Genomic DNA, 14,702 nt, shown 5'->3' with positions numbered 1-14,702 from the left:
AAGAATTGGAGATGTCGATTACGAAAGCTGCGAGAATTTATGGTAAAAAAGATATTAGAATTGAAGACGTTGAGATTGCGGACCCTCGTGAAGATCAAGTCCAAATCAAGGTAAAGTACTGTGGTATTTGCGGAAGTGACTTGCATGCTTATCTTGAAGGCTGGGGTTTGCCTACTACACCTCATCCCTTAACAGGTAAAACTGTTCCGATTACAATGGGTCATGAATTCGCTGGAGAGGTCGTCAAGGTAGGCAGCCATGTTCAAAAATTAAAAGTTGGTGATGCAGTTGCGGTCGAACCTTTAATTGCATGTGGAAAATGTGAAAATTGTCGTAAGGGATTCTATAATCTATGTAACAAAGCTGCGGCAAAAGACGGTGCTGGAAATTTCTTAGGCTTTTCAGATAACGGCGGTTTTGCTGAGTATGCTAATGTTGATGAATTTTTTGCACATAAAATGCCTACTGGAATGAACTATAAATTAGGCGCTCTAGCTGAACCAACAGCTGTAGTTTTTGAAGCAATTAAGAAAAGTGGTTTGCGTGCTGGTCAAGATGTTGCGGTCGAAGGTGCTGGACCAATTGGTTTACTTACTTCTATGCTGGCAAAACTTGCAGGTGCAAACCATGTTTACGTGATCGATGTTTCTGAAGTAAGGTTACAAAAAGCTAACGAACTGGGACTTAAACGGACTCTTAATCCTAATAAAGTAGATGTTGTAAAAGAAGTCCAAAAGGAATGTCCTAACGGCGTAGATATTTCATTTGAAGCCGCCGGAGTACAGCCAACTTTTGAAAGTGCTTTAAAATTAACCAAGCGGACTGGAACTTTGCAAATTGTTGCGCTTTTTGGAAAACCGCTTAAAATCGATATAACAAATGATGTTATCATGCAGGGAATTGATATCATCACCACGCTTGCTTATAACAATTCTTATCCAGAAGTTTTAGGCATCCTTAATAATCATCGTGAATTATTCAGTAAAGTGATCACAAAACAAATTTCGCTAAATGAAGTAGTCGATCAGGGAATCAAGGCATTAGCAACTGAAAAAAATCAAATGAAAATCTTGGTTTCTCCTGAAGCATAAGTAAGTGATTTTATAATAAATTGCTAGTTAAGCGACTAAAAATCCAACTCTAAATAAAAACAAGTATTCCAAAATTTCAAGTTTGGAAATACCTGTTTTTTATTTTTTAAAAAATTATAAATAACCAACGTGAAAATTCAATTTTTCCACTATTATTCCCATTTGTTTTCCAAAATATTTTACAGGCTTTCACATTAACAAAAAAAGTTATTTAACCAAGTTCCTATCAAATTAAAAAACAATGAAATAACTCATTGATTTTTCCATATATTAAAGATATAGTATAAATTGTTTTTTAATTGTAATACGACTTAATACATATTGCCAGCATTTTTAATGCGAAACGAATAATTAACCTTTTAGGGGGAATGTTCATGTTTGATTTTATGAAACAGTACTATCCCGTTTTCATCGAAGGAACAGCGCAAACAATTTTAATTTCAGTTATTGGAGTTTTAATTGGAATCTTATTAGGATTATTTTTTGTAATGATGCGCTTGTCTAAATTAAAAGTTTTTGAATATATTGCCCGCATCTATATTGCAATTGTTCGTGGGACACCGTCAATGATTCAAGTTATGCTGATTTATTATACGTTATCAAAAGTTATTTCAATTCCCCAAGTCCAATTTCTAGGCTCTGGACTTGATCGTGTGATCCCTGGTTCAATTGCCCTTGGCATTAATTCAGGAGCATATACAGCTGAAATATTTCGTTCGGGAATAATTTCAATTTCTCGTGGACAAACAGAAGCTGGTTTATCATTAGGTTTGAGTGAAAAAACTACTATGTTTTCAATCGTTTTACCCCAAGCCATTCGCAATATTTTACCAGCTCTGGGCAACGAGTTCATTTCACTAATCAAAGAATCCTCAGTTTTATTTTATATTGGTGTTCAAGAAGTCACCGCGCAAGCGCTGGGCGTCGGTGGCACACTATATAATTTTGTCCCGCCATTGATCGTAGCCGCCATAATTTATTTTGTTTTGACTTTCCTCTTGTCACAATTAATGCAATTTATCGAAAAACGAATGAGTCGTCAATATATTTGAAAGAACTAGCAATCTCTAAGCCTAGAAATGTTCCTAAGGTCAGGTGATTCTAGTATCGGCTGGGAGGCTGAAAAATGAAAAGTTTATACGAAAGATCGCTAGCTGTTCTACCACCAGTTGCATTACGAGCAACTAATTTAGGTATTGTCAAAGGTGATGGTGTTTATCTAACCAGTGAAGATGGTCAACGATATTTAGATTTTGCCGCTGGCGTCGCGGTGACTAATTGCGGACATAATAATCCTAAAATTGTCGCGGCAATTGAAAAGCAACTTCATTTATTAGTTCATGGCGGACATAATGTTGTTTATTATCCCTCCTACATCGAATTAGCCGAAAAATTAACTAAACGTGTTGGTAAAGATTACAAGGTCTATTTTTCAAACAGTGGTGCCGAAGCCAATGAGGGGGCCGTCAAACTCGCTCTAAGTGTAACAAAAAGAAACGGAATTATTGCTTTTTCTCATTCTTTTCATGGACGCACTTTGCTTACAACCGCTCTAACCGCTTCAAATTCTCATTATCGTGAAAACTATGAAAATGCATTACCCACTGTATATCATGTGGACTACCCAGATATTTATAATAGTAAATTATCCAAACATGAGGAAATAGAGCATTGCCTAAATGAATTGCAGCAATTATTTAAAAACATTATTGCTCCCAGCCAGGTAGCTTGTATTATTGTAGAACCAATCCAAGGCGAAGGCGGCTATGTCCCCGCTCCTAAAGAGTTCTTGGTCGAACTGCGAAAAATATGCAGTCAGTATAAAATTATGTTGATCTTTGATGAAATTCAATCAGGTTATGGTCGAACTGGCTACCTATTTGCCAAAGATTATTATGCAGTTGAACCGGATATCTTAACTTCGGCTAAAGGAATTGCCAATGGACTGCCTTTAAGTGCTGTGATCAGCAAAACTGAATATATGGATCAATGGTCACCAGGAGCACATGGTGGCACCTTTGGAGGCAATCCTTTGGCTTGTGCAGCCGGAGTAGCTGTGTTGGATATTATGAATAATGAATTTTTAGCTGACGTCCGTAGAAAAGGAAAATTATTTCAACAAGGGCTACGGCAATTACAGCAAAAATATTCTGTAATCAGTAGTGTCAGAGGTGTGGGCTTAATGATCGGTGCAGAATTTCGTTCAGTTGACGAGAAAAAGCCCTTAACTGAATTAGTAACAAAAATCCGTCAAGAAGCTCTGAAACGTCATTTAATTTTATTAAATTGTGGCGTTGAGCATAACGTGATTCGTTTTATTCCGCCTTTAGTTGTAAAAGAAGCAGAGCTGCAGACCGCTTTAAAAGTTTTAAACGAAAGTATTGCAGCAAGTTTAACAAAATAATTTGTTTTTAGATTAGAAGGGAGCTTTAATTATGACTAAAATCACAGTTGCCGCTACACAAATGACTTGTTCTTGGGACGTGCAGGCAAATATTAATCAAGCTAAAGAATTAATTACTAAAGCTGCTAATGCTGGTGCAAATATTATTTTATTACAGGAATTATTTGAAAGAAAATATTTTCCCCAACAACAAAAACCAGAATATATGGATTTTGCATGCAAATTAGACGATGATCTTGCAATTCAGCAACTTCAACAGCTTGCCAAAGACTTACATGTTGTTTTACCAGTTAGTTTTTTTGAACAACAAAACACTAATCGTTTCAATTCAATTGCAATCATTGATGCAGATGGCAGTATCTTGGGTATTTATCGTAAAAGTCATATTCCTGATGATGTGGGCTACGAAGAAAAGTATTATTTTACACCTGGTAATACTGGTTTTAAAGTTTGGCAAACAAAATATGGAAAAATCGGCGTCGGCATTTGTTGGGATCAATGGTTTCCGGAAGCCGCACGGTGTATGGCATTGTTAGGTGCAGAATTTTTGTTTTATCCCTCGGCAATTGGATCAGTACCTAAACATCCTAAAATCAATTCGCGAAAACATTGGCAGCGTACAATTCAAGGACACGCTGCAGCAAATCTAATACCGGTTGTTGTCTCCAATCGAATCGGAACTGAAACAATCGATGATTCTTCTATTAGATTTTATGGATCAGCTTTTATCACTGACCAAACTGGCGAAATTGTTGAGCAGGCTGACCAAGAAAGCACGACTGTTTTGACTCACACTTTTGATACTGATAAGATTAAACAAACAAGAAATTCTTGGGGATTGTTCCGCGATCGCCGTCCGGATTTGTATAAAACCTTGTTGACATTGGATGGAACTGAAAAGCATTAGTGATTACACATCACATAATTATTAAAAACTATTTGAAAAATATAAGTGTAAAAACAACGGTTTGACAACAGAAAGGTGATTTAAGATGATAGCTTCAATAAATGTCAAATCGGAAATTGGGAAATTAACCACCGTTATTTTAAAACGTCCAGGTAAAGAAATTGAGAATATTACTCCGGCTACAATGCCGCGATTGTTATTTGATGATATTCCCTATTTACCGATTGCTCAAAAGGAACATGACCAATTCGCAGAAATTTTAAAACAAAATGGAACAGAAGTCCTTTATCTTGATGATTTAGCTGCTGAAGCCTTGAAAGATACAAATGTTCGGCAAAAATTTCTACAACAAATGATTGCAGAATCAGGGTTCAAACAAGGCAAAACAGCTGATGCATTACAAGATTATCTCAGCGGCTTTGCACCGTTAGCCATGGTACAGCACATTATGGAAGGCATCAGAAAAGAAGAACTTCCACTAAAAAATTTTGATTTAAAGAATATCTCGGAAAATAATGATTATCCATTTTTAATGGATCCGATGCCTAACCTGTACTTCACACGTGATCCTGCTGCTTCAATTGGCGATGGTTTAAGCATTAATCGAATGACTTTTACAGCTCGTCGTCGAGAATCACTATTTATGGAATATATTATTGCTCATCACCAACGTTTTGCAAGTCAACGAGTCCGCGTTTGGCGTACTCGGAACCACCATACTCGGATCGAAGGTGGAGATGAGCTGGTTTTAAATGACCATATTTTAGCAATTGGTGTCTCGCAAAGAACTTCCGCTGAAGCAATTCAAGACATAGCAGGAAGTTTATTTGAAAATGCTTCAGGTTATGATACAGTCATTGCCATTAAGATTCCTAATAATCATGCCATGATGCATTTAGATACTGTTTTTACAATGGTCAACTATGATCAATTTACGGTTCATCCCGCAATCTTGACTAAACAGGGACAGATAGATAGTTGGATTTTGCATCCCGCTAAAGATGGAATTTCAATTGAACATCATCGAGATTTAAAGCAGGTTTTAAAAAACGTACTTGATTTAGATGATCTGGATCTAATTCCAACAGGAAATGGCGATCCAATTGCAGCACCCCGTGAACAATGGAATGATGGCTCAAATACCTTAGCAATCGCTCCTGGTGAGGTAGTCACCTATAACCGAAACTACGTATCAAATGAAATTTTACGAAAACACGGCTTAAAAGTTCACGAAATTCTGTCAAGTGAACTTTCGCGAGGACGTGGAGGCCCAAGGTGTATGTCTATGCCCCTCGTTCGGGAAGATTTAAAAAAATAATTACATTAAGCTTGACCACCAAAAAAAGTCCTTAAAAAAGGACTTTTTTCGTTTAACAAAATTAGCAGCACTTAATCTCATCCCGTGCATTAAATATCAAATTTATAATACTCACCTAAATAATATTGATGTCCTACATGAATTGGAATCTTATTTTGATCTGAGATTTCAGTTTCCATATAGAAAAAAGGTACTCCAATATTTACCTCCATTATTTTGGCAAGTTTAATGTCAGAAACACATAATTCCAAAGTTGTTTTTCCGGGATTGTCCGGGAAAATATTATATTTTTTCCCTAATAAATGGTATAGTGAATCTTCTAGATTCTCATTCAATAAAAATGCGAATCTTTTTTGGGAAAAATAATTATTTTCTAACATAATTGGTTTTTCGTTTGCCAATCTTTTTCTTCTAATCCAAATGGCTTGTTCACCATCGGCAAGTTTTAACTGCCTTTTTATCTCTGGTGTTGGTGTTATAATTTCTTTGTCCAACAAAATCGTTTTAGGTGTTAAGCCATTCTCAATACAACTGTCGGTAAATCCACGTACATACTCTATTTTTCTATTTACTTTTTTATAATTAACAAAAGTCCCAATTCCTTGTTGTCTAATCAAAACACCATTATCGACCAAACCATTGATAGCTTTTCTTACCGTTACTCGACTAACATTAAACATTTTTTGCAATTGCGTCTCAGTCGGTATCTTCTCGCCATGGCTAAATTTGCCAGAGTTTATACTGTTTTTTATATCATCTTGTATTTGTAGATAAAGTGGCCTTATTGAATTACTGTATTTCATTAAAACCTTCCCATTTCTTATAAAATCCTAATAACCAGCAAGTTTAGCCAGTTTATTTCAATTATAATAAACTGGCTGTCCTTAAGGAAGCCGCTGACAAATTTAATACTTCACGCCCAAACCAAATGATCCATTTAGCTGACAAATCTCAGCTGCAAATTCATGCGCTTTGACCATCGATTCTTCAATACCAACTTGTTTTGATAAATAAGCTACTAAAAAAGCTGTTATGAACGCATCCCCAGCTGCCATCGTGTCAACTGGTTTTTCAATCGCTGTCGCTGCTTTTTCAAAAAAACGTTTACCATCGTATGCGATCGCTGCTTCTGACCCACGAGTAGCAAGCAAAACTTTATTGTTGTTTGTATAAACTTGCTGCAAAAAGCTTTTAACAGCTTCATCACTTTTGCCACTTAGTGAGAAAAAACCATATGCAACTTTATTAATTAGCATATCAACTTTCTTACTAGTAAAATTATCAGAAAAATCATAAGACACCCTTAAATCTAGAGAATGCACCTTATCTAACAAATGATCAACTTGACCATAAAGTCCGATGTGGATCAAATCAAAGCTTTTTAAATAATCATCATCTGCGGCTGATAATTTTAATAAATTTTGAGCTGAAACTCCGCCTTTATTACTGCCAATGAAAATTCGATCATTATCTACAATTTTGACCTCAGAGTAACCATTTTCTCCCTCTTCAGTCCGAGCATGACTATTATCAATCTGCAATTTATCAATAACTTTTTTCAAGTAGCTACCTGCTTGATCAGAACCAAGAACTCCTAAAAAGCCTGCTTGCTGTCCAAGTTGCTTAGCAAAAACTGCGAAATTTAATGCGTTGCCACCAGGATACATCGTATATTTGTTAATATATTTATCAACTACTGCATCACCTAATCCCAAAACCTTCATACCAAAAGCCACCTTAATATTTAACTTTACCCATATAGCGTCTAACGTCTAGTGGATGCTGACGAACATTTGCTAAAGCTTTTCGATACTGCGATAAAACACTATAAAATAAAACCGGATTGAAGTACTCGGCAACACTCTCATTAATTAAATCAAGTCCAAGTTCTTTTGCATCAATAACTTCAATCTTTTGAGCATAACGATCCAAAAATTTCTTTACTCTTTCATCTAAAGATCGTGTTCTGCCAATACTCAGCGTTAAAATAAACGGCAATTCTTTATCGGTCACTTCAAAGGGACCATGGAAAAATTCAGCTGAATTTATTGGCACTGCATTCAACCACTGCATTTCCATTAACGAACAGATTGCAAATCCATATATCTGACCAAAAGTAGCTCCACTGCCAATTATATTAAATATCTTTTCACCTGCTCTTGCGTTTGCAAACGCCTTTGCCCTTTGTTGCACCAAATCTTCCGCATGGGCAACGATCGTATCAATTCTTTCCAATCCCTCTTTGAAGTTGCTGTAATTATTATAACCCTCAATTCTTTCGAACACTTCAACTGCTAAAGTCATAATAAGCGCCATCGGATTATTACTTACTTCCCGCTCGTTTCCCCAATCATATATATAACTATAATCTGCCGTCTCCAATAAATCAGCCTTTTCATTGAAGGTGAATCCGACCGTTTGGGCACCAGCTTTTTTGGCTATTTTTCCAGCATTAATAGTTTCTAACGTATTGCCGCTATGTGAGCATAAAATAACTAACGACTGCTTTCCCAACCTTTTAGGAGGAAATTTTACAAATTCATTGCTGGTAAACCACCCACTAGTTAAAGTCAGTGACTCATGCTCAAGTAAATAATTAGCTACATACATATCAACTAATGATCCGCCACAAGCAACAAAATAAATCTCTTTTAATTTTTTCTCACTGTTATCTACAATATTCTGGGCAATTGTTTCTATCTTCATAAAGATCCCCCTATATTTATTAAAATCTAAAACTATTAAAAATTAATTTACTTCCCGTATTTGTCCTGTAATTGCTTTGCTTCATTAAACATTTTAGTATCTTCACCATTTTTTTGGAGCTGCGTTATAACTTTATTAACTCGTTTTTTCAGTTCATTATCTCCCTTGCGAATTCCAATATTATTGGTTTGCGCATCTTTTTTAACTGGAATTTTAACCTTAGCAATTGAGTATTTATCTGGGAATTTAGCAACATACTCAGCCGCAATTGCCTGCCCCACAACAATACCATCTAATTTTCCTTGAGATAATTCGGTTGACATGTTGGTAACCGCACTTTCTACAATTAAGTTGCTCTTTTTAAACCTTTTCTTTGCTTCTGTTTCCTGGGTACTGCTCTGCTGGACACCGATACTTTTACCAACCAGCGATTTAACTGAATCATATTTCTCAGCATTACCTTTTCTTACTAGTAAAACATCAGTTGCTTTATAATACGGTTTTGAGAAACTTATATATTTTTCACGCTGCTTAGTTACAGAGAGTCCAGCTATGATTAAATCGATCTTATTTCCTCGCAGGTCTGTAATCAACGAGGAAAATTCTTCATTTTGGATTTTTAATTTAACATGCAGTGCTTGGGCTATTTTTTTAGCAATCATCATATCATAACCGACAATCTGCTTCTGACCATCTTTAACGATTGGAAATTCGAACGGTGCAAAGTCTGCCGAAGTCCCCACCACTAAGGTTCCCTTGTCTTGAATCTTTTTTACACTATTATCTTTGCTAGCTGACTTGCTGCTAGAACAACTAGCTGCCAACACCATTAATCCTAAAAGCGAAATAACTAAAATTAATTTCTTGTATATTTTTTTCATCTCAATTTCTCCTCGTATTATATGTTGGTAGTTAAAAAGATCGTATTGCTTTTCTATAGTTTCATTATTTTTCAGTCTGATTTTTTATCAGCTGAAATACTCGCTTATCTGCTTCAAATGGCTTTTTATAGTACCTTGAAGCAGTTATTTCTTGACCTAAAAAGCCAGTATAATTGTATTTATTTAAAGTCTTAATCGCTGCAGCTAAGTCTTGTTCTCCATCCCCCCAAGCTAAATGACCTCCTGTTTTTCCACAATCCACAAAATGAATATGCACAATTGAGGTGCCAAACGTGTTAAACCATTGTTCTAAAGTTTCACCGGCAACCGTTATCGCTGTAGTATCGATCATCGGCTTTAAGGAATCCGAGTTAACTTCGTGCAACATTTTTTTGGCATCTTCAATAGTCGTAACTATTTGTGACTCTTCCGGTCTAAGCGTTTCTAAGGCCAACGTAACATTTTGTCGCGCTGCAAATTCGGACAGTGAACTCAACATTTCTAAAGATCTTTGCCAAGCTTCACTTGCTGGCTCATTCAACAACCCAAAACCAGAATTAATTCCCATAATTTTTGCACCTAGCTCCGCAGTAATCCTAATTGCATTTTTAAAATATAGTTTGCTCTTTTGCCACTGCTCCTTATTTGGAGCAGCTATATTGTATTGGTAAATAATAGATTCAGGAGTAAATACCGGTATTTTGATCTTATACTTTCTGGCTAAGGCAATAACTTTATTTAAGCTTTCGAAACTAGCTGCATCCAAATACAAGTGGGGTATTCCTCCCCACAACTCAACATTTTTAATTCCGATGTTATTTTGATAGCTGAAAAAATCTTCTAAAGCATAAAATGGATAATGTATATTCATTCCTGCCAGATTATCCGTTTTAATCAAAAAAACATCTCCCTATTACAAGACAACTCAATAATATGTATTAAGTCGTATTATATGATTTTAAAAACAATTTATACTATATCTTTAATATATGGAAAAATCAATGAGCTATTTCATTATTTTTTAATTTAGCAAAAGTTCAATTAAATATTCTTTTTTGCTAACGAAAAAGCCTAGCAAATCTTTCGGAACGCAACCAAAAGCCTAAAATAAATGGCTAGAAAAAAATAGCCTGCTAACTTTGATTGGTTAACAGGCTACTTATTTACAATATTTTTTTAATATCCAGTAGAAAAATTATTTAACAGCGTCACTAACGGCTGCATTAACAGCTCCAGCTTCCGCTTCAATCAAGTTGACCCGACTGGTAATAATCTTAATATCCATTTTGATTTCACGCGTCATTCCCGGAATGTTGATTTTAGGTTCAAAGAAAGCCCGAAATTCTGCCAAGCGCGCAGCACTGTGGAAAACACGCGCGGTTACTGTAATATAAGTCGTGAATTCCATATCGCCGCCGACTTTTTCTTCCAGCCATGACCAGTCTTGACGAATCCAATCCCAAGCAGCCTGCTGACCATCATTATTAGCTAAAGTCCGATAATACCAAGCCCGCAAGTCTTGTGGCTTAATTGTTTCAGTATCTTCAAATTTTTCAATCAGCTTTTTAATCAAAGCGGCATCAGGCGTGCTAGTCAAAGCCGCGCACAGATCTGCCTTGTAGCTCGCATCAGGTGTTTGACGGTAAATAGTAAACAATTTGTCAAAAAGTTCTTCACTACCGAAATTCTTAACCTCATTAGTTAAAACCAATGAACGAATTGCTGCTGGTAAATTAATTAAATCAGCTTGATGAGCAGTAAATAATTGATGAGCCTGATTGATAGCTAGCTGATTTTCAGCATATAAAGCCGCACCCAAAACATATGGTCGAACCAGCTTATCATCGTCAGATTCACCAGCGACAGCCTGCCACCCCAAACGTTTAACTGCAGGCGCACTTAACTGATCAAAGAATTGCTTTAACTGTTTTTCCTCAGCTGTATCAGGTTCAACAAATTTCTTTAAATTGGCTGCTGTTTGATACAAAATAGCATTAACTACCGCTGAAGTGCTGACTGCAAATTTTGACAGCAGTGGTACTAGGTCAGCATAAGACAGCTGGCGACTATCAGCTAGTAAGCGTAGATCTTGCAATAATTGCAGCTGATCAATTTCATCCAGCGTGGCAAAGTTCGCTAATATATCCTGTAGTAACTCAGCAGTATATTTAACAATAAAATGCGAGTTATTGCCGACATTCAAGCGAAATGGTTTCGCAGCAGCTTGACGTAATTGCTGGTAATCACCCAAAGTCAGCTCCCGTTCAGTCATCAATGTTGGAACCGCTTGGTAATTGCCATGCAGCGGAATCTGCCATAAACGATCCTGCTGCTGTCCTTCACCAATAAAGAATTGTTCTTGTGTTAAGGTTAATTTGCCATTTTTGACTGCCACGGTAACCACTGGATAACCGGGCTGTTCAAGCCAAGACTGCATAACTGCCCCAACATCAATTCCGGCAGCAGCTCCTAAGGCCGCCCACAAATCTGCTCCAGTAGCATTACTGTACTGATGAGCTGCAAAGTACTGCTTCAATCCAGCCCGCAAAGCTTTGTCTCCAATTAATGCCCGTACCATAACTAACATTCTGGCACCTTTAGCGTAAACAATTGCGCTATCAAATAGTGCATCGATTTCGGCTGGATTGTTTACTTTAACATGAACTGACTGTACTCCATCAGTTGCATCCCGTTGTAAGGCAGCCGGAACATCGGACTCTTGGAATAATTCCCAGATACGCCATTCAGGCTTAATTGCATCAACAGCAACATATTCCATCATGTTCGCAAAACTTTCATTTAACCATAAATCATCCCACCACTTCATCGTTACTAAATCACCGAACCATTGGTGTGCTAATTCATGCGTAATCACTGTTGCTACCAATTTTTGAGTATCCAAGGCCGTATTTTCCGGATCAATCAGCAAATAAGCTTCTCGGTAAGTTACCAATCCCCAGTTCTCCATCGCTCCTGCTGAAAAATCTGGTAATGCTAATTGCCAAGAATGTGGTAATGGATACGGCGTTTGGTAAAAGTCTTCATAAAATTCAATTGCACGTTTGGCAATATCCAATGCAAAATCCAATTCATGCGGCTGATGTGCCTTAGTTGCAAAAACGCCAACTTTAACCCCACTCTTAGTTGTCGTTATTTTACTTTGAAGGTCCCCAAAAGCAAAAGCTACCAGATAGGTCGACATTTTGACTGTCGGTTCAAAATAATGCACTCCGTCCTCAACTTTAGTTTCTGGCATATTGCTCAAAACGGTTTCTCCCGGCTGTTCATCAAACTTGATAGCCAACGAAAAAGTTGCTTTTGCTTCCGGTTCATCAACACATGGAAAAGCTTGGCGAGCAAAATTCGTTTCAAATTGTGTACCGATAATCTGTTTTTTAACTCCGTCCACTTCGTAATAAGAAGGATAAATACCCATCATTGTATCCGTCAATGGTGCCGTATAATTGACCGTAAAAGTTGTCTTGCCACTTTGAGGCAATTTAATTTTTAAGGCATCTGCTGCTGGATCAAGGGTAAATTCCAATTGCTGTTGAGCAGCTGTAACCTTGGCAACTTGCAGATCCTTTTGATGAATTGCGATTTCTGGTTCAAGCGCTGTCCCCGTAATTGTTGTTTTACCCGTAATAGTCTTTTTTTGACGATCGATATCCAAAAAAACATTATAGTGTTCTGGTTGAAATGTATTATAAAAACGTGTTATTTCAGTCATAGTATCTCCTTCTTAATCAGAATAATATTATTATACATCCTTTATGCAAAAAGTTGCTGCTGTCTGGATTTAATTATAGATAAGCTGAAAAAGCAATGTAAAGCAAAGTAAACTTCTCCTCTAACTTATGATTCTTCATTTCATGAGCTTATTTACAAAGTAATTTTAATCAATAGTTGTTAGAAACCTAGTCTTAAAAAATTACTGATCTTTTGCTGATGCCTTCTAAAATCAGCTATTGGTTATTGACATCTGCTGGAATTTGTTTTTTAATAGCTGTAAATCAGCTTTGAGAAGAGATTCAACTAATTATTTTTAAGAGAGCGCCGGTAGCTGAAAAAGTGCAAATAACAGTTGATGAAGATGAACTCAAAAAGTATTGGATGGTGCAAGCTGTCCAATCGGCAGAAGCCGTTATCGTTCTTGACGATTCATGTCACTGAGGTTTATCAATATGATAGATAAAGAGCAAGTGGTACCACGGTCACCCCGTCTTGCACTATGAAAATAGTGTTAGGCGGGGTTTTGTTATTAAAAAATTAAAGAAAGAAGCGTTGTTTATGCGAATTACTGCTGCAGCAGAAACTGAGTTTTTAGAGAAAGTATTCCAAAGTGTCGGTTTTTCTGCTGAAAATGGAACCTTACTAGCTGACACATTAGTTGATGCTGATTTAAGAGGAATTTCTTCTCATGGTATTCAACGACTTGATTGGTATATCCGGATGGTTCAAGATGGGACGATCAAACCGCAAAATCAGATTAAAATCTTAAAAGAAACGGCTACCAGTATGCTGATTGATGCTAACGGTAATATGGGACAGATCGCCTCTGCATTGGCAATGAATAGTCTGATCAAAAAAGCAAAAACTACGAACGTTGCCATGGCGGTTATTCGCAACTCAAATCATTTTGGAACCGCTGGATATTACTCACGCCTAGCGGCTAAAGCCGGTTTGATCGGTATTTCAACCACCAATACGCGACCATTAGTAGTCCCAACCAATGCAATTGAAGCATTTTTAGGCTCAAATGCTTTTGCTTTTACTTTTCCAGCCGAACCACATCCCTTTGTTTTCGACGGAGCCACTGCCAGTGTTTCCAGCGGCAAAATCATGGTTCTAGCTAAAAATCAAAAACCGATTCCTGGTGAATGGGCTGTCGACCGCAACCGAAATGTTATTCATGATTCTAAAAAAGCGGCTGAAATTTTATCTGAGGTTGCTTTTACAGAACATCAGTCCGGCGGCGGCGTTTTAACCCTCGGTGGTAACCAAGAAGAAAACTCAAACTACAAAGGCTTTGGCAACTCACTTGTTGTTGAATTGCTGACCGGCATTTTAGCTCAGGGTTCAATTTCTGCTGACACCAGCACTGGCAAACATGATTTCAGTCAATTCTTTATGGTTATCAATCCGGCTTTCTTTGGTGACTTGGCAACTTTAAAAGCTAACGCTGAAAAAATGTTTGATCGGATTCGGCATTTAGATCACGTTCCGGGAACTCACATTATGATTCCTGGTGATCGTGAATACCGCAACTATGATAACAACTTGAAACAAGGTGTTACCATCGATCCTAAAACCACTCAGGAAATTACCGCGATCGCTAAAAAATTCTCAATCGATCTTCCACAAGCCCTCTAAAATTAATTATTTAAAAATAAAA

At 37.0% G+C, this 14,702-nt stretch carries 12 protein-coding genes; 6 read left to right on the top strand and 6 right to left on the bottom strand.

Translation table 11 applies throughout. From position 1 onward, the window contains the following. Positions 1 to 11 precede the first annotated feature (11 nt). The 5 genes from FC89_RS06545 to arcA all read left to right on the top strand — a co-directional run bounded on the left by FC89_RS06545 (position 12) and on the right by arcA (position 5,720). Positions 12 to 1,091, top strand: a complete 1,080-nt coding sequence (locus tag FC89_RS06545) for a 2,3-butanediol dehydrogenase (RefSeq protein WP_057871748.1) — start codon at positions 12 to 14, stop codon at positions 1,089 to 1,091. A gap of 374 nt (positions 1,092 to 1,465) precedes the next feature. Further along, entirely contained in the window at positions 1,466 to 2,143 is a 678-nt protein-coding gene (locus FC89_RS06540) for an amino acid ABC transporter permease (RefSeq protein WP_057871747.1), read from the top strand. Between the two features lie 74 nt (positions 2,144 to 2,217). Then, entirely contained in the window at positions 2,218 to 3,495 is a 1,278-nt protein-coding gene (locus FC89_RS06535; protein ID WP_057871746.1) for an aspartate aminotransferase family protein, read from the top strand. A gap of 31 nt (positions 3,496 to 3,526) precedes the next feature. Beyond that, positions 3,527 to 4,402, top strand: a complete 876-nt coding sequence (aguB, locus tag FC89_RS06530; RefSeq protein WP_057871745.1) for an N-carbamoylputrescine amidase — start codon at positions 3,527 to 3,529, stop codon at positions 4,400 to 4,402. 85 nt (positions 4,403 to 4,487) lie between these two features. Next, positions 4,488 to 5,720 carry an arginine deiminase gene (gene arcA / locus FC89_RS06525; protein ID WP_057871744.1) on the top strand — a complete coding sequence of 411 codons (1,233 nt, stop codon included), beginning with the start codon at positions 4,488 to 4,490 and terminating at the stop codon, positions 5,718 to 5,720. Between the two features lie 89 nt (positions 5,721 to 5,809). Here arcA and FC89_RS06520 read toward each other — a convergent pair whose 3' ends face one another. The 6 genes from FC89_RS06520 to FC89_RS06495 form a co-directional block, all read right to left on the bottom strand. Further along, positions 5,810 to 6,523: a GntR family transcriptional regulator gene (locus tag FC89_RS06520; RefSeq protein ID WP_057871743.1), complete on the bottom strand. Its 714-nt coding sequence runs from the start codon at positions 6,521 to 6,523 to the stop codon at positions 5,810 to 5,812. A gap of 102 nt (positions 6,524 to 6,625) precedes the next feature. Beyond that, complete coding sequence (locus FC89_RS06515) at positions 6,626 to 7,444, bottom strand: PfkB family carbohydrate kinase (protein ID WP_057871742.1); 819 nt, start codon at positions 7,442 to 7,444, stop codon at positions 6,626 to 6,628. Between the two features lie 13 nt (positions 7,445 to 7,457). Further along, positions 7,458 to 8,426 (bottom strand): SIS domain-containing protein, encoded by a 969-nt coding sequence (locus tag FC89_RS06510; protein WP_057871741.1) that lies wholly within the window; start codon positions 8,424 to 8,426, stop codon positions 7,458 to 7,460. Between the two features lie 47 nt (positions 8,427 to 8,473). Next, positions 8,474 to 9,307: a transporter substrate-binding domain-containing protein gene (locus FC89_RS06505; protein ID WP_057871740.1), complete on the bottom strand. Its 834-nt coding sequence runs from the start codon at positions 9,305 to 9,307 to the stop codon at positions 8,474 to 8,476. 64 nt (positions 9,308 to 9,371) lie between these two features. Next, entirely contained in the window at positions 9,372 to 10,205 is an 834-nt protein-coding gene (locus FC89_RS06500) for a sugar phosphate isomerase/epimerase family protein (protein WP_057871739.1), read from the bottom strand. Positions 10,206 to 10,502: 297 nt separating this feature from the next. Further along, positions 10,503 to 13,037: a M1 family metallopeptidase gene (locus FC89_RS06495; protein ID WP_057871738.1), complete on the bottom strand. Its 2,535-nt coding sequence runs from the start codon at positions 13,035 to 13,037 to the stop codon at positions 10,503 to 10,505. A gap of 560 nt (positions 13,038 to 13,597) precedes the next feature. Between FC89_RS06495 and FC89_RS06490 the strand changes: the two genes are divergently transcribed. Continuing rightward, entirely contained in the window at positions 13,598 to 14,680 is a 1,083-nt protein-coding gene (locus FC89_RS06490) for an Ldh family oxidoreductase (RefSeq protein WP_057871737.1), read from the top strand. The last annotated feature ends 22 nt before the right edge of the window (positions 14,681 to 14,702 follow it).

The organism is Liquorilactobacillus ghanensis DSM 18630 (assembly GCF_001435235.1).
Classification (GTDB): Bacteria; Bacillota; Bacilli; order Lactobacillales; family Lactobacillaceae; genus Liquorilactobacillus; species Liquorilactobacillus ghanensis.
The sequence above is the reverse complement of the archived record's forward strand: the minus strand, read 5'-3'. Positions and strand labels throughout refer to the sequence as shown.